General features: G+C 50.4%; 17 protein-coding genes. 16 read left to right on the forward strand and 1 reads right to left on the reverse strand.

The window, feature by feature from the left end; translation table 11 throughout:
* Nucleotides 1-168 precede the first annotated feature (168 nt).
* From MRBLPE1_RS30295 to MRBLPE1_RS30320, 6 genes are all read left to right on the forward strand, one after another.
* Nucleotides 169-1,161, forward strand: coding sequence for a helveticin J family class III bacteriocin (locus tag MRBLPE1_RS30295; RefSeq protein WP_364153367.1), 993 nt, complete (start codon nt 169-171; stop codon nt 1,159-1,161).
* A 245-nt stretch (nt 1,162-1,406) separates the two neighbouring features.
* Nucleotides 1,407-3,437 (forward strand): glycoside hydrolase family 43 protein, encoded by a 2,031-nt coding sequence (locus MRBLPE1_RS30300; RefSeq protein ID WP_364153369.1) that lies wholly within the window; start codon nt 1,407-1,409, stop codon nt 3,435-3,437.
* Nucleotides 3,438-3,845: 408 nt separating this feature from the next.
* The gene (locus MRBLPE1_RS30305; protein ID WP_364153372.1) at nt 3,846-4,583 is read left to right on the forward strand and encodes an ABC transporter ATP-binding protein; all 738 of its coding nucleotides are present in this window, start codon (nt 3,846-3,848) and stop codon (nt 4,581-4,583) included.
* On the forward strand, nt 4,537-5,604 hold the full coding sequence (locus MRBLPE1_RS30310) for an efflux RND transporter periplasmic adaptor subunit (RefSeq protein ID WP_364153375.1): 1,068 nt from the start codon (nt 4,537-4,539) through the stop codon (nt 5,602-5,604). Before MRBLPE1_RS30305 ends, MRBLPE1_RS30310 begins: the two co-directional genes overlap by 47 nt.
* Nucleotides 5,605-5,754: 150 nt before the next feature.
* Nucleotides 5,755-8,631, forward strand: a complete 2,877-nt coding sequence (locus tag MRBLPE1_RS30315) for an ABC transporter permease (protein ID WP_364153378.1) — start codon at nt 5,755-5,757, stop codon at nt 8,629-8,631.
* Nucleotides 8,632-8,634: 3 nt separating this feature from the next.
* Nucleotides 8,635-9,528, forward strand: coding sequence for an ABC transporter ATP-binding protein (locus MRBLPE1_RS30320; RefSeq protein ID WP_364153381.1), 894 nt, complete (start codon nt 8,635-8,637; stop codon nt 9,526-9,528).
* A 123-nt stretch (nt 9,529-9,651) separates the two neighbouring features.
* On the opposite strand, the gene MRBLPE1_RS30325 is transcribed toward MRBLPE1_RS30320, so the two are convergent.
* On the reverse strand, nt 9,652-10,413 hold the full coding sequence (locus MRBLPE1_RS30325) for a helix-turn-helix domain-containing protein (protein ID WP_364153384.1): 762 nt from the start codon (nt 10,411-10,413) through the stop codon (nt 9,652-9,654).
* 279 nt (nt 10,414-10,692) lie between these two features.
* On the opposite strand from MRBLPE1_RS30325, the gene MRBLPE1_RS30330 reads away from it, so the two are divergent.
* The 10 genes from MRBLPE1_RS30330 to MRBLPE1_RS30375 all read left to right on the forward strand — a co-directional run bounded on the left by MRBLPE1_RS30330 (nt 10,693) and on the right by MRBLPE1_RS30375 (nt 24,863).
* Nucleotides 10,693-12,075, forward strand: a complete 1,383-nt coding sequence (locus MRBLPE1_RS30330; RefSeq protein WP_364153386.1) for an ABC transporter substrate-binding protein — start codon at nt 10,693-10,695, stop codon at nt 12,073-12,075.
* Between the two features lie 98 nt (nt 12,076-12,173).
* The gene (locus tag MRBLPE1_RS30335; protein ID WP_364153388.1) at nt 12,174-15,059 is read left to right on the forward strand and encodes an extracellular solute-binding protein; all 2,886 of its coding nucleotides are present in this window, start codon (nt 12,174-12,176) and stop codon (nt 15,057-15,059) included.
* 45 nt (nt 15,060-15,104) lie between these two features.
* Nucleotides 15,105-16,034, forward strand: coding sequence for a carbohydrate ABC transporter permease (locus MRBLPE1_RS30340; RefSeq protein ID WP_364153647.1), 930 nt, complete (start codon nt 15,105-15,107; stop codon nt 16,032-16,034).
* A gap of 4 nt (nt 16,035-16,038) precedes the next feature.
* Nucleotides 16,039-16,908, forward strand: coding sequence for a carbohydrate ABC transporter permease (locus MRBLPE1_RS30345; RefSeq protein ID WP_364153391.1), 870 nt, complete (start codon nt 16,039-16,041; stop codon nt 16,906-16,908).
* A gap of 16 nt (nt 16,909-16,924) precedes the next feature.
* Nucleotides 16,925-18,391 carry a hypothetical protein gene (locus MRBLPE1_RS30350; RefSeq protein WP_364153393.1) on the forward strand — a complete coding sequence of 489 codons (1,467 nt, stop codon included), beginning with the start codon at nt 16,925-16,927 and terminating at the stop codon, nt 18,389-18,391.
* The gene (locus tag MRBLPE1_RS30355) at nt 18,384-19,010 is read left to right on the forward strand and encodes a YIP1 family protein (RefSeq protein WP_364153395.1); all 627 of its coding nucleotides are present in this window, start codon (nt 18,384-18,386) and stop codon (nt 19,008-19,010) included. The genes MRBLPE1_RS30350 and MRBLPE1_RS30355 overlap by 8 nt, the downstream gene beginning before the upstream one ends.
* A gap of 16 nt (nt 19,011-19,026) precedes the next feature.
* Nucleotides 19,027-21,585: a DUF5696 domain-containing protein gene (locus MRBLPE1_RS30360; RefSeq protein ID WP_364153398.1), complete on the forward strand. Its 2,559-nt coding sequence runs from the start codon at nt 19,027-19,029 to the stop codon at nt 21,583-21,585.
* Nucleotides 21,582-22,496, forward strand: a complete 915-nt coding sequence (locus MRBLPE1_RS30365; RefSeq protein WP_364153401.1) for a carbohydrate ABC transporter permease — start codon at nt 21,582-21,584, stop codon at nt 22,494-22,496. Before MRBLPE1_RS30360 ends, MRBLPE1_RS30365 begins: the two co-directional genes overlap by 4 nt.
* A 16-nt stretch (nt 22,497-22,512) precedes the next feature.
* The gene (locus MRBLPE1_RS30370) at nt 22,513-23,460 is read left to right on the forward strand and encodes a carbohydrate ABC transporter permease (protein WP_364153404.1); all 948 of its coding nucleotides are present in this window, start codon (nt 22,513-22,515) and stop codon (nt 23,458-23,460) included.
* 104 nt (nt 23,461-23,564) lie between these two features.
* A complete protein-coding gene (locus MRBLPE1_RS30375; protein WP_364153407.1) occupies nt 23,565-24,863 on the forward strand; it encodes an endo-1,4-beta-xylanase in 1,299 nt (432 codons plus the stop codon).
* Nucleotides 24,864-24,924 lie beyond the last annotated feature (61 nt).

Genomic DNA, 24,924 nt, shown 5'->3' on the forward strand with positions numbered 1-24,924 from the left:
CCTTTAGACAACCTTAACCCCGGATTAACAACAAACCTATACACTTAGATAAGGAGACAAAACGAGGAGGGTCGAAGGTTGAACTTATACCTTTATTTTTGACAGTTTTCGGTGGCAGCCCAATGACAGTAGTCCAATTATATTATTATTTTGAATGGAGGTATCCGTATGTTTCAAGTACAAGCGTCGAGCCTTATTAAAAGGCAATTAAAACTACTCACAATTGTTGTTCTCACCATTCTTATTTGGGGGATGTCTGTTTTGCCGATATATGCGGCAACACCAGTGAAAACAGTGAACGCTTCGGCAACGCTTGCATACAATCTCAAAGGACTTAATCACAATGTGGCTGTTCAGAAAGCATACATTGCTTCAACGTATCTTTACGTAACCCAGCGTTCTGGGGGAACATGCTATCTTTCAAGGCTGCTCATAAACGGAAGTGATGCAACATACGTTGATGAAATGACCATCACTAATGCCGGGCATTGCCAAACCTTGGACATGTACACCTACAATGGTATAAATTATTTTTATTTCAGTTCAAAATCGGATCCTTCAACATCGTATTACTGGTCGCTCCAGGCAGCAAGGCTTCAATACTCGCCCGGCGCGACATATGATTATACGGATCTTCATCGGTTTACCTATATGAATTACGCCAATAAGACCGGTACAAGATTAGGCGAGACATACCGCGTTGATGCCGGCGGCAACAGTACCCATACTGTCTTCCGCATACAAACGGTAGAAGGAACCGTAACTTGGTCCATTTATGACACGGTAAAATTGAACCAGCTTCTTGACAGCAATGAACAGGTACGAATGGACAGTGCGGCGGCGGTAGGAGCCTGCATTACCAGCTTTACGCAGTCGGGCAGTGCTATAGTCAGACCGAACGGATCTTTCCAGGGTGCTGATATGCTCGATAATACGGAAATCTATACGTCAGGCGGGGCAGAAGGCGATACTCCGCAGATTGCTATGATGTCAAACACAGGGTCATACAAAACTCTTGTGAATATTACAAATGTGGGAACCCATGAAATCGAGGGAGTACAGACAAAAAACGGTAACGTTTATTTTACTATAGTTACAGACCCAGTAAACAAAACAAACACGCAGAAAGTTTATTTCGTTCCTGATAGCCTATTTGCCTAACCGCCAAACCGGTCTGCCCCCGAAAACTGTACCAAGCCTAAAAGTAAGAGTAGTCATAGCTGGAAAGAGCGATTGAAAAGGTCGGCAAGATGAGAGCCTGTTGAGAAACCTCAACAGGTTTTCTTTATGCTCATACCTAAAAACCTATAAATTGACAGGTAATTTATCAGCAATCGGCAGGTTGTTGCCTCTATGTGTAAGCGTTACACTTTTTACATATAGGAAGGGCAGGAGGCTGGCGGAACATGCTTGTCAAAAGGAAGCCATTTCTATTACTGGCTGCGGCTTTGGTCGTAGCAGCAGCCCTGATCTATATTCTAATTCGTCCGTTTGATTCCAATCCCAATTCGGATAGGAACACGGGCGATAGCAGTCATGAAGCAGCGGGAAGCGAAACGCCATCCGTGTTAAAGGCCTATTTGAAAGAAGACGCTGTAGTGCTTAGCAACGAAAAGGGAATTGTTTATGATTTTCCACTATTAATAGATGAATTTCCGGATGATAGGGAAGTTCATCGAATCAACGCAGCCGTTCGTATACCAGCAGCATTCGAGGTCGTTAGCATTGTTCCGAATTCAACTAATCTAAAGGCAACGAATGTAGATTTTAATTCGGTTAACGGAGGGTTGGAGCTTCATATTCATAACGCGGATGATTCTGCTATTTCATTTGCGAATTCGGACGCAAGCAGGGAATTGGCGACCATTAGTTTAAAACTTAATCGGGAGTTGACAGCAGTCATGAATGAAGAAATTAAAGTGAGCAGCATGGAGATCGGTTACTCCGACAACAAAACGGACTCGTATGACGTTAGCGGCGCCGTTTCCAAAGTGAGCTTCATTCCGCTTGCCGGGGCGATCGGGAAGCTTCCTCCGAACGGAAACCCGGTTGTCAGCCATAAATTCGGCGCGGATCCGTATGCACTGGTATTCAAGGATCGGGTATATCTGTACAATACGAACGACGTGCTGGAATATGACGGGGATGGCAACGTTAAAGACAATAGTTACGGCAACATTAACAAGCTGTCGGTCATTTCCTCCGATGACTTGGTGAACTGGACGGATCACGGCGAGATCAACGCTGCAGGCCCGGAAGGGGCGGCAAAATGGGCGACGCAGTCATGGGCGCCTGCGGCCGCCCACAAAGTCATTAACGGACAAGATAAATTTTTCTTATACTTTGCCAATAATGCCAGCGGCATTGGCGTTTTATCAAGCGACAGTCCGATCGGACCGTGGGTGGACCCGATCGGTAATCCGCTTATATCGAGATCCATGCCAGCCGCTGCGGATGTAACCTGGCTCTTCGACCCTGCCGTGCTGGTAGACGACGATGGCAAAGCCTATATCTACTTCGGCGGGGGCGTTCCGGAAGGGAAAGATGAAATGCCGAATACCGCGCGCGTCATGCAGCTCGGCGACGATATGATCAGCGTAGTCGGCGAAGCGGCTTCAATACCGGCACCCTTTATGTTCGAGGATGCCGGAATCAATAAATACAATGGAGTTTATTACTATACCTATTGTTCGAATTTCTACAATGGCGTCCGCCCGGAAGGAAGCCCGCCAGCTGGTGAGATTGCCTATATGACGAGCGACAATCCAATGGGACCATGGACGTACCAAGGAACGATATTAAAGAACCCCGGTCACTTCTTCGGGGTTGGCGGCAATAACCATCATGTTATTTTCCAATTCCATGATGCTTGGTACATTGCCTACCATGCGCAGACCTTATCCAAAGCGATGGGTGTTCCAAAGGGCTATCGTTCGACTCATCTGAACAAGGTTCTCTTTAGCGAGGACGGTTCCATTGGGGAAATCGCCGCAGATATGAAAGGCGTAGAGCAAATCAAGAATTTCAATCCGTTTGTCCGCGTTGAAGCGGAGACGATAGCATGGAGCGCTGGGATTAACACGCAGCCGCTCTTGACGGATGACAAAGAGCAAGCGTCCGTGAAGTTGGCTGTCTCCGATATTGGCAGCGGGGATTGGACGGCGGTTTCAAAAGTAAATTTCGGCAACGGAGCATCCTCGTTTATGGCATTGGTTGCTAGCACGGAGGACGGCGGCAGCATAGAGCTGCGCTTGGATGATCCAGATGGCAAGCTGATCGGAACGATTGCCGTGCCTTCGACGGAAGGATGGAGTCAATGGGTCGAAGCGAAAACGGAAGTCTCGGGTGCCAAGGGTATTCACGATCTATATTTCGTGTTTAATGGAAAGCCGGGTACGGAGTTATTTAAATTTGGCGCCTGGCAGTTTAGTAAATAAGCTGCCTGAACCAATAGCGAGCGTGGAAGGCGCCAGCCGGAAGATCCGACTGGCGCCGGACTGCAACAATCGAAAAACAAGCGTGGACGCAGGGCATTGAAAACCGAAAACCACCGATAGGCTTGAGGGACTGCGCTCACACGGCGCAGTTTTTTTATTCGCTGGGCGGTAGGCGTCCATTTGGCCAAACGGACCATTGCGCTCACGAGATGAGCCCCCAAAGGACGGCGTCTGCAATTTTTCGCTCATTAAACCTATTATTTGTAAGGTGAATAAACAAGAAACGAACGGGTATTGTTCGCTAAATGAAAGCGCTAAAATGAGGAGTGTTAGTATCGGATCGGCTTTAAATCCATGGTGGCATGACTTTACTGCATCAACAATTAGATGACTGGAGGGGGGATCGCGATGTCTACGAAGGTAGAGAGAATAATAGAAGCAAGCAGCGAAACGATCCTGCAGGCAACCGGCATTAAACGAGTCTTTGGCAGAGGCAATACCGCCGTCACCGCGCTGGCGGACATTCATCTGACCATACCGGCCGGGTCTATGGTGGCGCTCAAAGGCCGGTCGGGTTCCGGCAAGACGACACTGCTGAATATTCTCAGCACGCTTGACGAGCCGACGGAGGGCCAAGTGTTCCTCCGGGGACGGGAGATTAGCGGGCTTTCCGGTTCGCAGCGCAGCGCGCTGCGGCGCAAGGAGATTGGCCTGGTGTTCCAGTCGTTCGGCCTGATTCCGTTAATGTCTGCTTACGAGAACGTGGAGTTCGGGCTGCGTATCGCGGGAACCCCGGTCAATGGCAACCGCGAGGCCGCGGAGCGTGCGCTGGATCGCGTCGGCATGCGGGAGAGGATGAAGCACCGGCCGACGGAGCTGTCCGGCGGCGAACAGCAGCGCGTGGCGATCGCCCGTGCGATTGCGCACGAGCCTTCGCTGCTGATCGCGGACGAGCCAACCGCGGAGCTGGACACCAAGATGGGACTGCAGGTCATCCGCGTATTCCGTGATCTTGTGAATAGGTCGGGCATGACGATCGTTCTGACGACGCACGACCCGGGCATTATGGAGCTTGCCGATTACGTTATCGCATTGGAGGATGGAAAAATTGTATCGCAGACGACTCATGAAACAACCGTTGTTTAGTCTGATACCCCGCGTCAAGCACGTTGCCGTAATGCTCGCCGCAACGCTGGCGCTTACGGGCTGCTCGCTGCTCCCCATGGAGGAGGCGTCGCTTCAGCCGCCGCTTGTCCAGCCGGCCGAGGAAGAATTAGACATCGTGGACGCAGCCAAAGGAAACATTCAGACGTTTCTCAAAGGAACGGCGAATTTCGTGTCCTCCAGCATGGATACGCTCTCTTTCAAGGAATCCGGCGGGCGGTTGAAATCCATCAACGTGACGGTCGGCCAAGAAGTGAAAGCCGGCGACCTGATCGCCCAGCTAGAGACTGGCGACCTAGACCTTCAAATCCGCCTACAGAGGCTGAGCGTCGAGCGCGCCCGTCTGCAGTATGAACAGGCTCGGGCTTCCGGCGCGAACGCTACCGATCTGCGCTTGCGGGAGATCGATTTGGAACGGGAATCGCTGATGCGGGATTCCATGGAGAAGCGACTCGGCCAATCGCAGCTGTACGCGCCGATTGCAGGGATCGTAACCTTCGCCGAATCACTGAATGCAGGCGACTTTATCAACGCTTACCAACCCATCGTAACCATCGCGGATCCGTCCAAAATGCAGCTGACTTATAAAGCAGCAAATTCGAAGGACCTGCTTCCGGTAGAAGCGGGCATGCCCGTCAGCCTGAAGTATAAGGGCAAGGACTATAAAGGGAAAGTGCTGCAATCTCCTTCTAACGTGCCCCTCGGCGCTGACGATGCGAAGGCCGAGCGCAATTCGGTGACCATCATTATCGGCATGAACGATAAGCCTGAGGGGGTACAGATTGGCCATAGCGCAGAGCTCAATATCGAGCTGCAGAAGCGCGAGAACGTCATCTTGCTTCCGCGATCGGCGATCCGCTCCTATATGGGCCGCAGCTATGTGCAGGTCGCGGAGGGCGATCGGCGCAAGGAGGTAGACGTTGAGGTGGGATTAACGACACCGACCGAAGTGGAGATCGTCCGCGGGCTGGAGGAAGGCGAGAAGGTCATCCTGAACAATTAAACGCAGAGCGTAAACGGCTGATGCCGTATTTTGAAGGCTCAGCCTACGTTTCAAGGTGAATTCTAAGCGCAAATAAAATTGGAACTTTATTAATTCTTAGAATCGAACAATAATGCCCGGACTGACCGGGCGCAAGAATGGGGTATACGTATGGCCTTATGGACGATGATTCTCCGCAAAATGGCAAATAACAAATGGCTGCAGCTGAATCTGTGGTTTGGCCTTACCGTATGCGTGGCCCTGTTCAGCTCTATGCCGCTTTATTCCGAAGCCATTCTGCAGCAGACATTGTTGAAAGAGCTCCAGCAGGTGCAGAGTCAAAGCGCCGTTTACCCGGGCTTTGTCCGGGTTAGTACGACCGTTTCTTCATCAAAAATGGATAAAGAGACTTCTGAGGCGCTTGTACGGGCTGACCGTTTCGTGCAGACGATCCCGGACAGGGCGGGACTTGCGGCGATGTCATTCTACCAGCAGCGTTTCACGCAAAAAATGAAGGTGTACGGTGCCGACGCCTCGGATCAAGAGAAGCAGTCGCAAAAAACGGCAGGCAGCTTTAAATCCCTGTCCGGTATGGAGAAGCGGTTGCGGCTGATAGACGGACGGATGCCGGTTGACCGAACGGACGGCGTTTTCGAAGCGCTTGTAACCCAGAAATTTCTGTTTGCAACGAAGCGCGGTCTCGGAGAAGAGCTGGTGGCGGAATCGCCTGAAGGGGACCGGAGCCGCTTTCGCGTCATTCCGGTCGGCATCATCGAGACGGATCCTGCCGGCGACCCCTATTTGCCGTATTTGACAACGGATGCCGAAGACGGATTTATTATCCCGTTCGAGCAGTTCGAGCGCGAATTTACGAAAGGCGGCAAGGCGAGGTTAACCGACTTGGAATGGCGCTTCGCCCTTAATTATGAACAGATGAATGTCGACAATATCGACCAATTCATCGCAGCCAACACGGATATCCGGCGCTATTTCCGAGGACGGCTCGGAGTTGAAGAGATTAATATCCCGGCAATTGAGACGGTCGGATCTTATCGGGGGAAACAAGCGAAGCTCGACGTAATGATGCTGTCCCTTTACTCCCCCGTCATGCTCATGCTGGCCTTCTATTTGTATATGGCTGCCAATCTCATCATCGAACGGCAAAAGACGGAAATTTCCGTTCTCCGCAGCCGTGGAGCCAGCCGATTGCAGATCATGATGGCCTACGCGCTGGAGAGCCTGTTCCTTGGTTTGAGCGCACTGGCCGTGGGACCTTTCCTCGGCGTTTCGTTCACGAAGGTGCTGGGCGCCTCGAGCGGTTTCCTGGAGTTCGTCCAGCGATCGGCGCTTGAAGTCAGCCTGACCAGCACCGCCTATAAGATCTCGGCGATTGCTGTGGGCGTGGCGATTGTGCTTATTCTGATTCCGGCTTTCCTGGCGACAAGGACAAGCATTGTGGGTCACAAGCAGCAAATGGCACGCCTGACCAGGATGTCGTTCTGGCATAAGACCGGTCTCGATGTCATACTCGTCAGTCTGGCGGTCTATCTGCTGTACAATTTCAACAAAAGGCAGGAGGATTTGAAGCGGCTGGCACTCGATTCCGACGCCATGCAGCTTGATCCGCTGCTGTTCCTAATGCCTGCACTATTTGCTCTCGGAGGCGGTCTGCTGGTGCTGCGCGTGTACCCGTGGTTTATCCGCCTCATCTACTGGGCGGGCCGCAGATGGTGGTCGCCGGCGCTATACAATACGCTGGTTCAAATCAGCCGATCGTCCGGTCAGTATTTGACCATCAAGGTGTTTCTGATCATGACGGTGGCGACCGGCCTCTTCAGCGCGAATGCGGCCCGGACGATCAACGACAATATGGAAAGCAAGATCCAGTACGCCGTCGGCGCCGACATGGCGTTGACCATGCGGTGGAAGAGCGACGCGCCTCCTCCGATGTCATCAGGCTCTACGCAGCAGCCGCCAACCGAAACGGGCATCGCGGAAACGAGGCGGATCCAGTATACCGAGCCTCCGTTCCAGCCAATTCAGGTACTGGAGGGGGTAGAAGCGGTTGCTAGAGTGTTCAAGAAGGAAGCGGCCAGGTTCAGTGCAGGCAGCAACGGCACGACCGGAAAGACCGTGCTATTCGGCATCGATACGTTGGATTTCGGCAAGACGGCCTGGATGAAGAACGGGCTGCTTGAATATCCCATCAACAGCTATCTGAATCTGATAGCGCCGAATCCGAAGGCGGTACTGATCTCAAGGTCGCTCGCCGATGCGGCAGCAATCAAGCCAGGCGATCCGATCCGTGTCTCCTGGGATGGACTCGACCAGGCACAGTTCACTGTTTACGGGATTATCGACTACTGGCCTGGCTGGAATCCGCTTCCGACAAGCGGAGACGCGAAAGACGGGCAGGCAGCAGAGTCTCATCTGATCGTCGGACATCTGGGCACGATCCAGAACCGGCTTGCGGTCGAGCCCTATGAGGTATGGCTTAAGCTGAATGACGGCGTATCCAGCCAGGTGATCTATGACCAACTGGCTGAGAAAAAAGTGCCGGTTGCCGGCCTTCGCGATGCGATACAGGAGCTGATTTTGTCAAAGAACGATCCTTTCCGGCTGGCAATCAACGGCGTTATGACGCTGGGCTTTGTGATCTCCATGCTGATCAGCTTCTTCGGCTTCTTGCTGTTCTGGGTGCTGACCCTATCGGGAAGGACGCTCCAATACGGGGTGCTGAGGGCCATGGGCCTTCCATTCCGGCAGATTATTGGCATGCTAGTCAGCGAACAATTGTTCACCTCGGGTGCGGCAGTCATCATCGGCGTGTTTATCGGCAACTTGATCAGCGAAATGTTTGTTCCCCTGTTCGAAATGTCTTTCTCGACCGCCGAGCAGGTGCCGCCGTTCGAGATCACTTATCAGCTCAGCGATTACGTGCAGCTTTACAGCATCGTCGGGGTCATGCTAACGATCGGCCTGCTGATTCTCGGCTACCGCCTGTCGAGGACCCGGATTGCCCAAGCGCTGAAGCTGGGAGAGGAGTAACCTATGATTCAATGTGAAGGACTCGTCAAAATTTATAAAACCGCGGATCTTGAGGTCGTCGCCCTGCAAGGGCTCGATATGAAGATCGAAGACGGCGAGCTGATGGCCATCATCGGCAATTCCGGCAGCGGCAAGTCAACGCTGCTCAATATGTTGGGCGGATTGGACAAGCCGTCAGCCGGCAAGCTGCTTGTGGACGGGAAGGATCTGCTGACGTTTGGCGAGAAGGACCTGGTGAAGTACAAGCGGGATACGGTCGGTTTCGTATGGCAGAACAATGCGCGAAACCTGATTCCGTACCTGACCGCAAGGGAAAATGTCGAGCTGCCGATGCTGCTGCGCGGCAAACGCCGCCGGGCACGGGCGTTCGAGCTTCTCGAAGCAGTTGGACTCGGCCACCGAATGATGAATCGGCTGAGCGAGCTATCCGGCGGGGAACAGCAGCGGGTGGCGATTGCCATCGCCCTCGCGAACGAGCCGAGGCTGCTGTTAGCCGATGAGCCGACAGGCTCACTGGACACGAAAACGTCCAATCAGGTGCTGGATCTGTTCCGCACGCTGAATCGGACGATCGGCATTACGATTGTCATCGTGACGCATGATCCGCTGCTGGCGCGCAAGGTGGATCGAGTCGTTCAAATCCGTGACGGCAAGACGTCGGCGGAGATGATTCGCCGGGTATCGTATGCGGAAGAAATTGCGCTGCTGGACGCAGAGAGCGCCCGGCACGGGACTGAGAGCCATATTGAGTATGCCGTTGTCGATAAGGCGGGCCGGTTACAGATTCCGGCTGGCTACCTCGACCTCGAGGGCTTCAAGGACAGCAACAAAGTGCGCGTGGAGATGGAGGACGGCCGCATCATTCTTTATCCGCCGGAGGCCAAGAGGACGGGCTGAACGATTCAAGAACAAACTAAAAAGCCGCTTGCTTTGACATACAAAGCAAGCGGCTTTCTTTTCTGATGATTAAAGGATTCCACGATCAAATGAGCTTATGCCGATATCGCAATCCATTACGGGTCATGCCGTAATCGAGATCATCTTCCTGTACTCGTTAGCGCTTACACCAGTGTACGACTTGAATTTTTTGTAGAACCAATCCATTTCGGTGTATCCGACTTCGTTAGCGATTTTATAAACTTTCATGTCGGTATGTTCGAGTAGGGATTTGGCTTTCTCCATTCGCTGTTGCAGCAGGTATTCGTTAAAGGTCATTTTCTCGTGGTATTTGAATTTTTGTCCCAGGTAAGAGCAGTTGAAGTGCAAAATATTGGATATTTCTTTCAAGGTAATGTTCTGATGCAACGTTTCTCCCACGTATTCCTTCACTTTATCGATAATGTTGCCCTGCGGGGAAGAATCATTTTCGGATAAGGACAAAGAATGCTCGTGATCATCCGTTGAAAGGGCGGAGTCGAGCTCCCGCTTCAAATTTTGCATGCTTGCCATTAACTCATCGATTGACAAGGGATCGGGTAAATAGTCGCTGACTTGATAGTACATCGCCTTTCTTGCGAGCTGGAAGTCATTTCCACCGCCAATGAGCATTATCGGCAGGCGGCTTTTGCTGCGGATCTGGTCGCACAGCTCGAGCCCCTCTGCGTGAGCGCCTTTCATATTGATCGCGATAAGCGAGAAACGATGCTTGGCGAATAAAGACATGGCGGCTGCGGAAGCGTCGGCAAAACCCTCCAAGGCAAAACCCAAGCTGTTCCAATCAAGCGTATATAGTGTCTTATCTTCCGAATGATCATTCAGATCGACAACCAGTACCTTATACACAATGTTTACCTCCCATTGTATTCGCGGCACGCCTGACTCCCTCATGCCTGCAAAAGATTACGCTTTCATTATGTAAAATACACGAATGATTAACAATGTGCTTTTCTTTATATCGTTAGCCGTTGTTTACTACTTGTCTTTCCTAGCCCTATTGGATTCGAAATGTCAGCTCCAGACCTATAATTTGACAGGTGGAATAGCTGGTTTTCGACAGGTTGTTGCTGCAAAATGTAAGCGCTACACTTTTAATGTGTTCACAAATCTTAAGGGGGATAAAGTATGCAGGTTCGCAAAATGATGATTCTGTTATGCGCAATGGTTCTGGTTCTCGCAGCATGCGGCAGCGGTTCAAACAGCAGCAATAACACCGGCAACAACAAGGGAACGAACGTTAGTACGAACACCAGCGCGACCGAGACGCCGGACAATGCGGCTGGGAACGATGCGGAAGAAGTGAACAGCACGCCGGAGATGGATTTCGATCTGGGCGGCAAAACGATCAAAATCGTTTCGTGGTGGGATATGACGATTCCGGAGGACAATCCGGACAATATTCAGCGCAAGAAAAACCTGGATGCGTTAATGGAGAAGCATAATTTCAAAGTGGAATATGTCGCTATCGATTACGGCGAGTACCAGCAGAAAGTTACCGCATCCTTGCTGGCGGGCGAGCCGATCGGCGATATCGTCCGATTGGGCAAAACGTACACGGTTCCAACGCTTGTGAAACAAGATCTGTTGTGGCCAATCGACGAGTACACGAAGAACCCTAGGGCATTCAATCAGAAGGTCACGAATGAATATTACACGTATGAGGGCAAAGGTTACGGCTTTAGCGAGGGTCAGGCTAATCTGGTTCAGGGCATATTCTACAACCGTACGCTTATGAATCAGCTAGGCGCGAAAGCACTGCAAGAGTATGTGAACGAAGACAACTGGAATTGGGAAACGTTCATTCAAGTTGCCAAAGAGGCCAATAAAGATACGAATAACGATGGCAAGCTGGATACATGGGGTCTCGCGAATTCTTCGCTTATGGACCAGGCTCTGTATTCCAACAATACAGGACTCACCAAAGGAGACAAGCAAAATCTAGAGGATCCTGCGACGCTTGATGCGCTTAATTTCGTTTCCCGCTTGGCTACGGAGCAAATAGCGAGACCGACGGAAGGCGGCGATTGGACGGAGCCTGGTCAGTTCTTCCGACAAGGCAATACGCTTATGTATGCAGGCGCTTTGTGGGAGCTAAGCGGCTTCCAGACGGATATGCCTGATTATGAGCTCGGTTTCATTCCGTTTCCGAAGGGACCGAATGCTACGACCTATCATTCCGCGGAAGCGCTCTTCCAAGCTTTGACGATTCCGAAATCGGTCAAGAATCCCGAGCAGCTCTTGTATATTTGGGAAAAGATTAACGATATCGATTCCATGTATGATTATCCGGATCAAGGCTGGTATGAGACTTTGTTTAAAAATGAGGATGACATCAACAACGCCAAAATGGTTGCGCCGAATATGATCGTCCTCGACCACAATACGTTCCCGAATCTGAAGTTTTATGATTTCGTCGGCGAACTGAATAGCGGGGTTTCGGTATCCACAGTCGTCGAAAAGTATAAATCGACATTTCAAGCGGCGATTGACGAAGTATTTGGCTCGTAACCATTAATAGCGATTGCCTTGCAGTCCCCATTTAGAAATTTTCTATAATGGGGACTGTTATTGGATTAAATACTTCATGCTGCAGGAGGGGAGAAAAATTGAACATCAGAAAGAAGAAGTATGTAATCGTCATCCTTGTTCTTGCCGTATTTGTATTGTCCATTTGGGCTTTTTACCCTTCAAATCAGACAAGTAACGGGCAGGTTCGGGCCATGGCTGATTTTGAAGCGGAATCGGCTGGAGCAGAAGGTTATGACGAATATATAAATTCCCACTCGACAGCGAAGCGGCCTGAAGGGGTGATTCGAATTGAGGGGGAGAATTATGCCGAAACCGTCGGGGACGGTTTTGAAGTCGCAGAGAAGCTGCATGGTTTGGAAGGGAAAGCGGTAATTACACCGGAGACGGGATCTATTAATTGGGATGTTCAAATGGATCAGCCTGGTTTGTACAACGTTAGAATTCATTATTATCCGATCGAGGGAAAGAGCTCTGCCATTGAAAGACAATTTGCCATTAATCAGGAAGTCCCCTTTAAGGGCGCTGATATTATTTTGTTTGACCGGGTATGGGGAGATCGGAATGAAGAGATCAAGAGAGACGACAGAGGAAACGACCTGCGTCCGAGACAGGTTGAGAAGCCTGAATGGCAAATCACCGCGCTCACCGACAGATACGGTTATTATGATGAGCCTTATTCCTTCTATTTCGACAAAGGCATGCAAAGGCTTTCCTTGACGGCGTTAAGAGAACCCATGGCGATTGATTATATTGAGCTATACCAAGATCAGGAGTTGAAGACTTACGAAGAGCTGAAGAGCGAGTATACAGCCGGAGGCATAAAGCCTGTCAAGGATCAATATATCCTCATCCAAGCGGAAGACGCAGAGTTCAAGTCTTCCCCGACCTTATATCCGATGTCCGACAGGTCTAGTCCAACGGTTATTCCATATGACGTTTCAAAAATCAGAATCAACACCATCGGAGGACTGAACTGGAAGCTGCCCGGGCAGTGGATCGAGTGGGAATTCGAGGTAGAAGAGGACGGTTTGTATCAAATTGCGTTAAAACAAAAGCAGGACCAGCTTCGCGGCGTCTACGCCACGCGCAGTCTTATGATCGACGGAAAATATCCGTTTGAGGAGATGAAGCGAATTCGCTTTAACTTTGAAAGGGATTGGCAGATGAATGTGCTGGGCGGCGATGAGCCCTACTCGTACCATTTGACCAAAGGCTCGCATCGTATTCGAATGATGGTCTCCCTCGGCGAAATCGCGCCTTTGCTTCAGACGATCGAGTCGAGCGTGCTGCAGTTGAATGAGATGTACCGGAAAATCTTAATGATTACATCGAATAAGCCTGATCCGTTTCGCGATTATCAATTGGAGAAGCGGATTCCTGATATGGTAGAGGTTTTCACGGAACAAGCCGAAACGATTCAAAGCGTAGCGGACTATCTCGAGCAGGCGACAGGTGAACGAAGCGACAAGGTAGCCGTCCTTCACTCGATGGTTCGCCAACTGAAGGATTTGGCGGCATATCCTGAGACGGTTGCCAAGCGATTGGATGCATACAAGGTCAATGTCGGCGGTCTGGGAACGTGGATCCTGACCGTGCGGGAGCAGCCGCTTTCGCTTGATTATCTTGTTGTCTCTTCGCCAGGCCGCGAACTTCCGAGAGCGGAAGCCACATTGCTGGAAGAGGTAGGACATGAGCTCGGAGCCTATGCGGCCTCTTATACAGAAGATTATGACAACATCGGAAATACCGAAGAGAAAAATCGTGCGGTCACGGTGTGGATTACCACCGGTCGCGATCAGGCGCAAGTATTGAAGGGACTGATTGACGATTCCTTTACGCCGGATACGGATATTTCCGTTCAGCTGAAGCTCGTTCCGGGCAACATCCTTCTGCCGGCTACGCTTGCCGGCGAGGGGCCGGACGTGGCCATGCAGATCGGCGAAGATGTTCCGGTGAACTATGCGATGAGGGGCGCTGCGGCCGACTTGTCGCGCTTTGCGGATTACGATGAAGTCGCTTCAAGGTTCCGCGACAGCGGACTTACGCCTTACAAATACGATGATGGAGTATTTGCCCTCCCGGAGCAGCAGACATTCCCGATGTTGTTCTATCGCAAAGATATCCTCAAGGAGCTGAATTTGACTCCGCCGAAAACCTGGCAGGATATCTATAACATGATTTCGGTTCTTCAGAAGCACAACATGGAGTTTTATTTGCCGCTTGAGGCCACGAATGCGAGTTTGGTTCCGAATGCGACATTCTCCATGCTGCTTTACCAGAACGGCGGCGAATTTTATCGTGGTGACGATAAGAAGAGCGCACTCGATTCCGAAATTTCGATGAGCGCATTTAAAAAATGGACGCAATTTTATACAAGCTATAAGTTCCCGTTGCAAGCGGACTTCCCGAACCGGTTCAGAACGGGCGAGATGCCGATTGGCATTGCGGACTATACGACGTACAACATGCTGACGGTCATGGCTCCGGAGATCAAAGGCCTATGGGACTTCACCGTTGTTCCGGGCACGAAGCTTGCGGACGGCACGATTAACAATGAAGTAGCCAGCCACACAACCGGCGTCATGATGCTGGAAAATTCGGATGATAAAGAGTCGTCTTGGCAATTTATGAAATGGTGGACGGACAAGGAAACCCAAATTGCTTACGGACGTGAAATGGAAGGTCTTATGGGCGAGGCGGCCCGGTATCCGACGGCTAATATTGAGGCGCTTGAAGAGCTGCCTTGGCCGGTCAAGGATTACAACAACTTAGAGAGCCAGTGGCAGTGGGTCAGAGGCATTCCGCAGGTTCCAGGCGGGTACTTTACGGGCAGGCATTTGGACAATGCCTTCCGAAAAGTCGTTAATGCCAATGAGAATCCCCGTGAAGCCTTCTCGGATTATATCCTCTATATTAACGATGAAATTGAGATTAAGCGGAAAGAATTTAATTTACCGCATTAGTTAGGGGGAGGAAGCCGGGTGCAAGCAGAAACAACCGCTCAAGCCATGAAGGGCTCCATTCGTCCGAAGAAGAGATCCAAGTTGGCTTATGTCGTGAATGAGTTGAAACGAAACAAGCATTACTACCTATTGATGAGTCCTTACATGATTATTTTTTTCTTATTTACCGTTATTCCGGTAGTTTTCTCGCTCTGCTTAAGTTTCTTCTATTTTAATATGCTTGAATTTCCGCGTTTTGTGGGCTGGCAAAACTATTCCAGGCTGTTTCTAAACGATGATGTTTTTATGATCGCCTTGAAGAACACGTTTATGTTCGCGGTCATTACCGGTCCTATCAGCTATATCGCCTGCTTCCTGTTTGCATGGATCATCAACGAGCTTTCGCCCAAGGTGCGCGCATTCATGACGTTGATTTTTTATGCGCCGGCGATTTCAGGAAATGTATTTTTTATTTGGCTGATCGTATTCTCCGGTGACAGCTACGGCTATTTGAACGGTTTCCTGATGAAAATCGGGTTTATATTGGAACCGATTCAATGGCTGCTGGACGAGAAATATATTTTGACCATTGTCATGATCGTTCAGCTTTGGCTCAGTCTGGGAACCAGCTTCTTGGCCTTTATCGCCGGTCTGCAAACGATCGATAAAACGCTGGTTGAAGCAGGGGCGGTAGACGGGATTAAGAACCGCTGGCAGGAGCTTTGGTTCATTACGCTGCCTTCCATGAGGCCGCAGCTTCTGTTCGGCGCGGTCATGCAGATTACCGGTTCGTTTGCCGTTGCTGACATATCGATCGCGCTTGCGGGATTTCCAAGCGTCAATTACGCGGCGCATACCGTCGTAACGCATCTGATGGATTATGGCACCATCCGTTTCGAGATGGGCTACGCGTCCGCGATCGCAACGGTTCTCTTCGGGCTTATGATCGGGACCAACATGCTGACGCAAAAAATGTTGAGAAAGATAGGTGAGTGACGACATGAAAATGATGGCGGCCTTTCGAACGCCCAAAAAGCTCAATCGCTCCTTTACCGTCAGCTTTTTGCTGTTCGTTCTCCTTGCCTTATTCGGGTCCTTTATGGCTCTGCCGTTAATTTATGCGGTGAACAATGCCTTTAAGCCGCTTGACGAATTGTTCATATTCCCGCCGCGGTTTTTCGTGAACAATCCGACATTGGATAACTTTTATGATCTGCTGTCCTTGATGGGGAATTCGTGGGTGCCGCTATCGCGCTATATCGCCAATACGCTGCTGATTACGGTTGTCGGCACCGTGGGGCATATCTTATTGGCATCCGCTGCGGCTTATCCGCTGGCCAAATACCGATTCATGGGATCAAAAACGCTTTTCTCCATCGTCGTGCTGTCCTTAATGTTTTCTCCGCATGTAACGGCCATTCCCAACTATATGGTGATGTCCTGGCTGGGATGGATCAATACGCATGCGTCCATCATTGTGCCGTCATTGGCTTTCCCGTTAGGGCTCTTCCTAATGAAGCAATTTATGGAACAAATTCCGGATGCCCTGCTGGAAGCGGCCAAAATAGACGGAGCTAACGAGTACCGGATTTACTGGAGTATCGTTATGCCCAATGTTAAGCCTGCATGGCTAACGCTCATGATTTTGCAATTTCCGATGCTGTGGGGAACCGATGGAGGCAGCTTTATCTACAGTGAGAATCTAAAGACGCTTCACTTTGCATTGGGGCAGATTACGCTTGGGGGAATTGCCAGAGCAGGGGTTGGAGCGGCGGTCGCGCTGCTCTTGATGATTGTTCCGATTTCGCTCTTTATTATTTCCCAGAGCAGCGTCATTCAGACGATGGCGACTTCCGGGATGAAGGATTAGAAGGGAGCCGTGCACGATGTTTAAAAGCATACAAAAAGGGAGAGCACACCTCCTTATTGCGCTTTGTTGTTTACTGGGCGTAAGTATGGGAGGAGCGCTTGTCCAGGCTGAAGACGGAGCCGCCGCTTCCTATAATTACTCATTCTGGGGAGATACCGTGGCTTCGCCCGCCGCTTACCAGGCGACGACTTTATTGAGCGGGCTTGGTCTCGGTGTGGGACCGTTCAAAGATCCGAGCGATTTTTACGTCACGCCGGACAAACAAATCTATGTGCTGGATTCCGGCAATAACCGGATTGTCATTCTGGATGAGACATTCAAGCCGGCAGCCACGATCGATTCCTTTGAAAGGGATGGGCAAGCCGACAATTTCCAAAATCCGCAAGGCCTCTTCGTAACGGATCAGAAGCATGTGCTTGTTGCCGATACGGGCCATAATCGCATCGTTCATCTCGACTCGGATTTTAAGCTGGTGAAGGTTATCGAAGCTCCTGAATCCGAGCTGCTGCAAGCTAATTTTCAGTTCCAACCCGTCCGGGTCATTATGGACAAGGCGCAGCGGACTTATGTGATGGCGACTGGCGTATTCGACGGCTTCATGGAATTTAATGCGGACGGGGCGTTCACTTCATTTATCGGCGCTAACCGCGTTTATGTCGATCCAGTTGAATACTTCTGGAAGCGGATGTCGACAAAGGCGCAGCGGAGCCAGATGGTTATGTTTACGCCGACGGAATTTACGAACCTGGATATGGATAACGAAGGGTTCATTTATGCAACCAATGGGGATCTTTGGGGAGACAATATCAAAAAACTGAATGCGCAGGGCAACGATATATTGCGCAGAACCGGGTATTACAATCCGCAAGGAGATATTCGTTATTCGAGCGATATCGGCCCCTCTAGACTTGTGGATATCGATGTCGCGGACAGCGAGATGTATTCCGTTCTCGATGCCAAGCGGGGCCGGGTTTTCACCTACAGCGGCGACGGGCATTTTATGTACGTTTTCGGGGGGATGGGCAACCAACTGGGCGAATTCAATACGCCTGTGGCGATTGAACGGGTCGGAGACGATTTCCTCGTTTTGGATAAGGCGCTCGGCGAGATTACGGTATTCCAAACGACGGAGTATGGCCGGACGCTCAACGAAGCTGTTAGAAGCTATTACAGAGGCGAGGAAGAGAAAGCCTTTCAATTGTTCAATCAGACGATCAACATGAATGCGAACCTTGAATTCGCTTATGCCGGCATCGGCAAGTCGCTTCTAAGGCAAGGCGATTACGAAGAGGCGATGAAGCATTTTAAACGGAGCATGGATCAAAAGAATTATTCGAAGGCTTTCCTGCTCTTCCGGAAACAAGTAATGAGAGAGCATTTCACGGCGATCATGACCGTTATCGTCTTACTTGCAGCCGGTGCACTAGCGGCGAGAAAGTATCGGAAAACGTCGGGAAGAAAGAGGGGTGTCTCTATTGAGTAAAGAGTGGATTAAATATCCGTTAAATCTCATCGTCCATCCTTTTAACGGCTACTGGGACCTGAAATATGATCGCAGTCAGAAGCTCAATTTAATCATTGCATTTGCGGTTGTGTTCCTGCTGGCCGTTACCAATATTTTAAGCAGCCAATACAGCGGTTTCCTCGTTCATTTATTCAATCCGAACGAGATGAACAGCTTCATGGAAATCATGTACGTGGTTGTGCCGGTATTATTCTGGTGCGTGGCCAATTGGTCGCTCACAACCTTGCTGGACGGGGAAGGGAAGTTTGTCGAAATCTTTACCTCCACTTGTTTTGCCTTGATTCCGCTGGTCGTTATTAACTTCCCGTGGATCTGGCTAAGCAACGTCATTTCGCTGCAAGAAACGACATTTTATTATTTTTCGAATAGCGTTGCGGTTATTTGGTTTATTTTTCTATTATTTGTCGCGAATATGACGGTGCATCAATTTACGCCGTCCAAAACGATCGGGATCATCATTCTGACGGTCGTAGCGATGGGCTTTATGGCTTTTATCGGTTTACTGTTCTTCAGCTTGGTCCAACAGATCATCGCCTTCATATCCGTTATCTATCAAGAATTGGTTATGAGGAACTAAGGAAGGAGGAGGAGAGATGAACAAAGCTGCAAGGTACGTACTGCTTACCTCATGTTTATTGGTAGGGCTGCTCGTTGCCGGCTGCTCGGATGGGGGCACGGTTAATCAGGCGGAGGATAGCGCACAGCTTGCCGAGGCATTTACGCAAGGAAAGGCTCTGAGCGTTTCCTTCACGGATGCCCGCGTGGCCGGTATGAAAGGGATAGCTGAAAATGATTTATTGAAATTGTTTGTGGACGATAAGACAGGCGCTGTTGCGGTCATTCATAAGCAAAGCGGCGAAATATGGCACAGCAATCCGCCTGAACGCGAATCGGATCCGTTAGCCGCAGGGGTTAACAAGGGAGTATTGTCTTCGCAATTGAAAATCGATTTTTATAATTTGTTCGGACAGCTGAGCGCAGTCAATTCCTTCTCAGACAGCGTGGTTTACAAGCAGATCAAATTCGAAGAAATTCCAAGCGGCGTAAGGGTGTCGTATCAGTTCGGAACGAGCAAAAAAACGATGGACGACATGCCTATGAAGATGAGCAAAGCCCGTTTTGAAGAAAAAGTGTTAAGTAAATTGGATAATACGGGGAAGCGGGCATTGAAAATCGCCTATACCGAAGACAAAGAAAATTCGGTATATGAAAGAAATGACGGTGCGCTCAAAGGACTTCAGCTTGACCGGGCGCTCAAGGCGTTCGAGGATGCGGGTTATACGGAGGAGGATCTTGTAGCGGACATCGCGGAGAACCATCTGGATCAGACGAAGCCGGAGCCGCGGATTTTCCTTGCATCGATTGAATATGTCCTGGATGGGGATAGTCTCGTCGCCAAAGTTCCGGTTTCGAGCATCCAATATCCGGAGGAATACCCGGTGAACACGATTTCGCTCCTGAGCTTCTTTGGCGCAGGGGGACCGGAGTCGAAAGGCTCCATCCTTGTTCCGGACGGGGCAGGGGCGCTGATCCATTTTAACAACGGCAAAACTAATTATCCAGCCTACCAGCAGCAAATATACGGAACGGACCAGACGATGGATACGACTGAAAATGCGGTTAGAACGCAAGAGGCCAGGCTGCCGGTATTCGGAATGATCCGCGAGGGCGGCGCGTTTCTCGGCATTATTGAAGAAGGCGAGTCCGTTGCGACCATTAATGCCGATATCAGCGGCAGGCTGAACAGCTATAACTACGTCTATCCGAGCTTCTCCGTTCTGAACAAGGGCGATTTAAACCTGGATGCGAATGGACAGCAGCGCTCGCTGCCAAAGTTTCAAGAAAATCCGGTAATGAGCGACCTGACGGTCCGATATGCGTTTCTTGACGGCGAAGATGCTTCTTATCAAGGAATGGCTGCGTACTACCAGCAATATTTGATGCAGAACAACGGTCTCCCTCATCTGGAGGCGGCTGACGGAAAGGATGATATCCCTTTTTATCTGCAACTGATCGGAAGCATATCCAAAAAGAAGCATATTGCAGGAATTCCGTATCAAGCGCTGGAGCCGCTTACGACATTCGAACAAGCGCAGAGCATTGTTACACAAATGCAGCAGCGTAACATTCACGAAATTAAGCTCAAGTACTCCGGGTGGTTTAACAAAGGCCTGGATCACGAGGTTCCGGATAACCTCTCGGTCGACCGGGCGATCGGCGGGAGCAAAGGCTTGAAGGATTTTGTATCGTTTGCCAAGGACCAGGGAATTTCATTCTATCCGGACGTCGCGATTCTAACTGCCCATTCAGGGTCAGGGTTCAATGAGACGAAGGAAGCTTCCAGAACGTTAAGAGGAGTTCCGGCGGCGCTTTATCCGCTCGACACGGCGCTAAACCGACGCGACCGGGACCGGTCGCCGTCCTATGTCGTTTCGCCGAAGATGGTTGGGAAATTCACGGATGCCATGCTGAAGGATTTCGGCGGCTTTAAGACCGGAGGCATTTCGCTGCGGGATTTGGCGGACCAATTGAACAGCGATTACCGCGAGAACAATCAAGTTGATCGGGCAGAGTCTGAGGGGATATCCGTCCAATCGCTGAACAAGATCCGTGAAGCGGATCTCACGATGATGGCCGACGGCGGAAATGCCTATGCGCTTCCTTATCTGAGCGACATCACAAATGCGCCTATGTCGAACAGTAAATTTAAAATCGAAGATGAAGAGATTCCTTTTTATCAGATGGTCGTTCGCGGATTTATCGATTATACGGGAGCGCCATTTAATCTTTCTACCTTCACCGATGTAAAGCAATACGTGCTCAAATGCCTGGAATACGGTGCAGGCGTTTACTTTGAGTGGATCTATGAGCCGAATCATAAGGTGAAAGATACGGAATATAACGATCTGTACGCCGTTAATTACGAGCTGTGGATCGACCAGGCCGCCGAGATTTATCAGGAGGTAAACGGGGTTCTGAAAAATGTCCGGAATGAGCGGATCACCGGGCATGAGAAGCTGAGTGAAGGCGTGTTCAAAACGGTCTATGAGAATGGCGCTTATGTCATTGTGAATTATAACCGTTCGCAAGTAACGGCGGGCGGCAGGACGGTCGAAGCCGAGAGCTATATTACGGGTGGTGGACAATCATGAAATCCTTAACGAAGCTCGGCATGAAACAAAGGACGTATGCGGAGCAGAAAGCGCTCTGGGGCTTTGTCTACGTCTTGCCTTGGCTGCTTGGATTTGTATTTTTCTTCTTTATTCCTTTGCTGTCATCCTTGCGTTACAGCTTCAGCACGATCAAGGCCAATGCGGAAGGCATCACGATCACGTTTTCCGGTTGGAAGAATTACGTAGAAGCCTTGACCGTCAATGCTACCTTTAATCGGATTCTGACGGAAGCGATCGTAAATATGGTGGTAAACGTACCGCTGATCGTTATATTCAGCTTGTTCCTCGCGGTATTGCTGAACCAGAAGTTTTTTGGCCGATCTGTGGCCAGGTCCATCTTTTTCTTGCCGGTCATCCTGGCCTCGGGGATTATTATGACCCTTGAGAGCACCAGCTTGATCCAAGCCGTCAATGAGCAAAATGCGGGCTCGGGCGGCGTTATGAATGCTTTAGGAAGCTTCGAACTTGCCAAAATGATGCTTCAAGCCGGCGTAAGCGAGACCATCGTGAACTATCTTACGGGTGCGGTAGACCGGATCTACCAAATCGTCAGTCAGTCGGGCGTTCAGATTCTGATTTTCCTTGCCGGCATACAGACGATTTCCCCTCAGCTGTACGAAGCTTCAAAGATCGAGGGAGCTACCGGCTACGAAGCCTTCTGGAAAATTACCTTTCCGATGGTCAGCCCGCTTATTCTGGTCAACATGATTTACACGATTATTGATTCGTTCTCGCGTAATGCGTTAACGGACTTGATTCGTGATACGGGCTTTGTCAAATTCAACTTTGGCCTCAGCTCGGCGATGGCCTGGATTTATTTTCTGGCGATTGCCGTCATTTTATTGATCAGCTCTTATTTTATATCCAAAAAAGTCTTTTACCACGAATAGAAAGAAGGTGTATGAGATGCCCGTTTCTCGATTGTTATCGTTAGAAAGCTGGAAGCGCTGGCTTTGGACAATCATTCGGTTAACGCTGATCGCAGGGTTATCATTCGTTATCTTGTACCCGATCCTTCAGAAAATCTCGACAGCGATTAAGGACAAAACGGATCTCTATTCGCCGATCGTCGTATGGATTCCCAAGCATTATACGTTGGACAATTTCATGAACGCGATAAGGATCATGGACTACTGGGAAACGTTGCTCAATACCTTTACGCTATCGGCGACGACCACGGTTCTGACCGCGATTTCCTGCGCGCTCGCCGGATACGGGTTTGCCCGCCTGAAATTCAAAGGAAGCAATTTGCTCTTTGCAGGCGTCATTTTGACCATACTCGTACCGCCAACAACCATACTCATTCCGATTTATTTAAATCTGAAGGATTTCACCTTAATGGGGCTTATTCCTTTGCTTTCCGGGAAATCAGTTAATCTTCTCAACTCCTATTGGCCGTTTATACTGACGTCGCTTACAGCCAATTCGCTCAAAGCGGGATTATATATTTTTATCTTTCGGCAATTTTTCAGGGGGATTCCCAAAGAAGTCGAGGAAGCAGCGTACATCGACGGTGCTGGGGTAAGCTCAACGTTTACTCGAATCATGCTGCCTAATGCGGTGCCGGCCATCATTACCACTACGCTCTTCTCGTTTGTATGGCAGTGGAACGACAGTTTCTTTACGACGACGTATTTAACCTCGAGTAAAGTCATGTCAACGCAATTATCGTCATTGCCGTACAATTTGGCGATTCAGCTTCAAGGCGGCGATGCGTCAAAGGCAGATCCGTTCTATATGAGCATGGTGCAGGATACGGGGATTCTGCTCGCGATTTTACCGCTCATTATTATTTATTTGTTCGTTCAGCGCTATTTTGTCGAAAGTATCGAGCGAACAGGCATAGTAGGCTAGCTTTGACCAGTATAGGGGAAGCGCCTTGCGGAGCTGAAACTTCCGCAAGGCTGTTCCCTTTTATGGTATCCATTGAAATGATCCATAGGAAGGTGGTTTCCGGCTTGTCCAGCCCAATAATTAAACGAAGAAAAGCCTTGCTAGTTATGTTGTTAGCCGCCGCAATTGTCGTTGCCTTGCTGCTGCTGAACAGGTTTGATCCAAGCGAGACGGAAGCTATAAGCAGCAGCGAAAGCCTGACGGCTCAGCAGGTGGATGGCCCGAAGGCGGAAGAGTCCGTGGACCCGATTGAACAGACCTCGGCCACAGATGAAGAAAATGCCGACAATGGCGGACAGGGAGCACTTTCGGAGCCGTCAGTCCAAACGGATATTCCGTCGCTCGCAGAATCGTACGCCGACTATTTCCCGATCGGGGCGGCCATCGAACCGTTTCAGACAACGGGGCTCAAGGCAGAGCTGCTCAAGAAGCACGTGAATTGGCTGGTCGCGGAGAACGTAATGAAGCCGGATGCGATACAGCCTGCAGAAGGCAGCTTCACTTGGGAAAATGCAGACCGGATCGTCGAATTCGCGAAGAAGAGCGGTATGGAAGTTCGATTCCACACGCTTGTGTGGCATAGCCAAGTCGGAGCTTGGTTCTTCAAGGATGCCGATGGCAAACCGATGGTCGAAGAGACGGATCCGGGAAAGCGCGAAACGAACAAGAAATTGCTGCTTGAACGGCTCGATACGCATGTTCGTACCATTGTCGGACGGTATAAGGACGACATCCAATCATGGGACGTTGTAAACGAGGTCATTGAGCCGGGGGACCCGGGCGGCATGCGGTCCAGCGACTGGTACAAGATTACAGGTACCGATTACATCGAGACGGCCTTCCGCGCGGCGCGCGAAGCGGGCGGACCGGACGCAAAGCTGTACATTAACGACTATGGAACGGACAATCCGGTGAAACGCGACAGGTTGTATGAATTGGTGAAGGAAATGCTGGACAAAGGGGTGCCGATCGACGGCGTCGGTCATCAGACGCATATCGGCATACACGGACCAACGGTCGATTCCATTATCGATTCCATGCAGAAATTCAGTGAGCTCGGCCTCGACAATCTAGTTACCGAGCTCGATATGAGTATCTACGCTTGGAACGATCGCAGAGATTTCGGAGCGGATATTCCGGATGACGTGCTGAAGATGCAAGCAGATCGGTACCGTGAGCTGTTCGAGGCGTTCAAGGCGAACAAGGACATTCTCAGCGGCGTCGTATTCTGGGGCATCGCGGATGATCATACGTGGCTGAGCTCGTTCCCGGTAAAGCGCACCGAGGCGCCGTTTCTATTCGATAAGCAGCTTCAGGCGAAGCCGGCGTTCTGGGCGGTCGTGGATCCTTCGAAGCTGCCGTAAGGCGGGGAGCTATTCACCGCTGCGCGAACAAGGAGCCAAAGCGGAGTATTTCGAGTGTCTT

Origin of the sequence: Paenibacillus sp. LPE1-1-1.1, from assembly GCF_040676435.1 — a bacterium.
Classification (GTDB): Bacteria; Bacillota; Bacilli; order Paenibacillales; family Paenibacillaceae; genus Pristimantibacillus.

What these genes read in the sequence shown, in the direction of transcription:
- MRBLPE1_RS30295 (WP_364153367.1), top strand. Translation starts at nt 169, where the DNA reads ATGTTTCAAGTACAAGCGTCGAGCCTTATTAAAAGGCAATTAAAACTA.
- MRBLPE1_RS30300 (WP_364153369.1), top strand. Translation starts at nt 1,407, where the DNA reads ATGCTTGTCAAAAGGAAGCCATTTCTATTACTGGCTGCGGCTTTGGTC.
- MRBLPE1_RS30305 (WP_364153372.1), top strand. Translation starts at nt 3,846, where the DNA reads ATGTCTACGAAGGTAGAGAGAATAATAGAAGCAAGCAGCGAAACGATC.
- MRBLPE1_RS30310 (WP_364153375.1), top strand. Translation starts at nt 4,537, where the DNA reads ATGGAAAAATTGTATCGCAGACGACTCATGAAACAACCGTTGTTTAGT.
- MRBLPE1_RS30315 (WP_364153378.1), top strand. Translation starts at nt 5,755, where the DNA reads ATGGCCTTATGGACGATGATTCTCCGCAAAATGGCAAATAACAAATGG.
- MRBLPE1_RS30320 (WP_364153381.1), top strand. Translation starts at nt 8,635, where the DNA reads ATGATTCAATGTGAAGGACTCGTCAAAATTTATAAAACCGCGGATCTT.
- MRBLPE1_RS30330 (WP_364153386.1), top strand. Translation starts at nt 10,693, where the DNA reads ATGCAGGTTCGCAAAATGATGATTCTGTTATGCGCAATGGTTCTGGTT.
- MRBLPE1_RS30340 (WP_364153647.1), top strand. Translation starts at nt 15,105, where the DNA reads ATGAAGGGCTCCATTCGTCCGAAGAAGAGATCCAAGTTGGCTTATGTC.
- MRBLPE1_RS30345 (WP_364153391.1), top strand. Translation starts at nt 16,039, where the DNA reads ATGAAAATGATGGCGGCCTTTCGAACGCCCAAAAAGCTCAATCGCTCC.
- MRBLPE1_RS30350 (WP_364153393.1), top strand. Translation starts at nt 16,925, where the DNA reads ATGTTTAAAAGCATACAAAAAGGGAGAGCACACCTCCTTATTGCGCTT.
- MRBLPE1_RS30360 (WP_364153398.1), top strand. Translation starts at nt 19,027, where the DNA reads ATGAACAAAGCTGCAAGGTACGTACTGCTTACCTCATGTTTATTGGTA.
- MRBLPE1_RS30365 (WP_364153401.1), top strand. Translation starts at nt 21,582, where the DNA reads ATGAAATCCTTAACGAAGCTCGGCATGAAACAAAGGACGTATGCGGAG.
- MRBLPE1_RS30370 (WP_364153404.1), top strand. Translation starts at nt 22,513, where the DNA reads ATGCCCGTTTCTCGATTGTTATCGTTAGAAAGCTGGAAGCGCTGGCTT.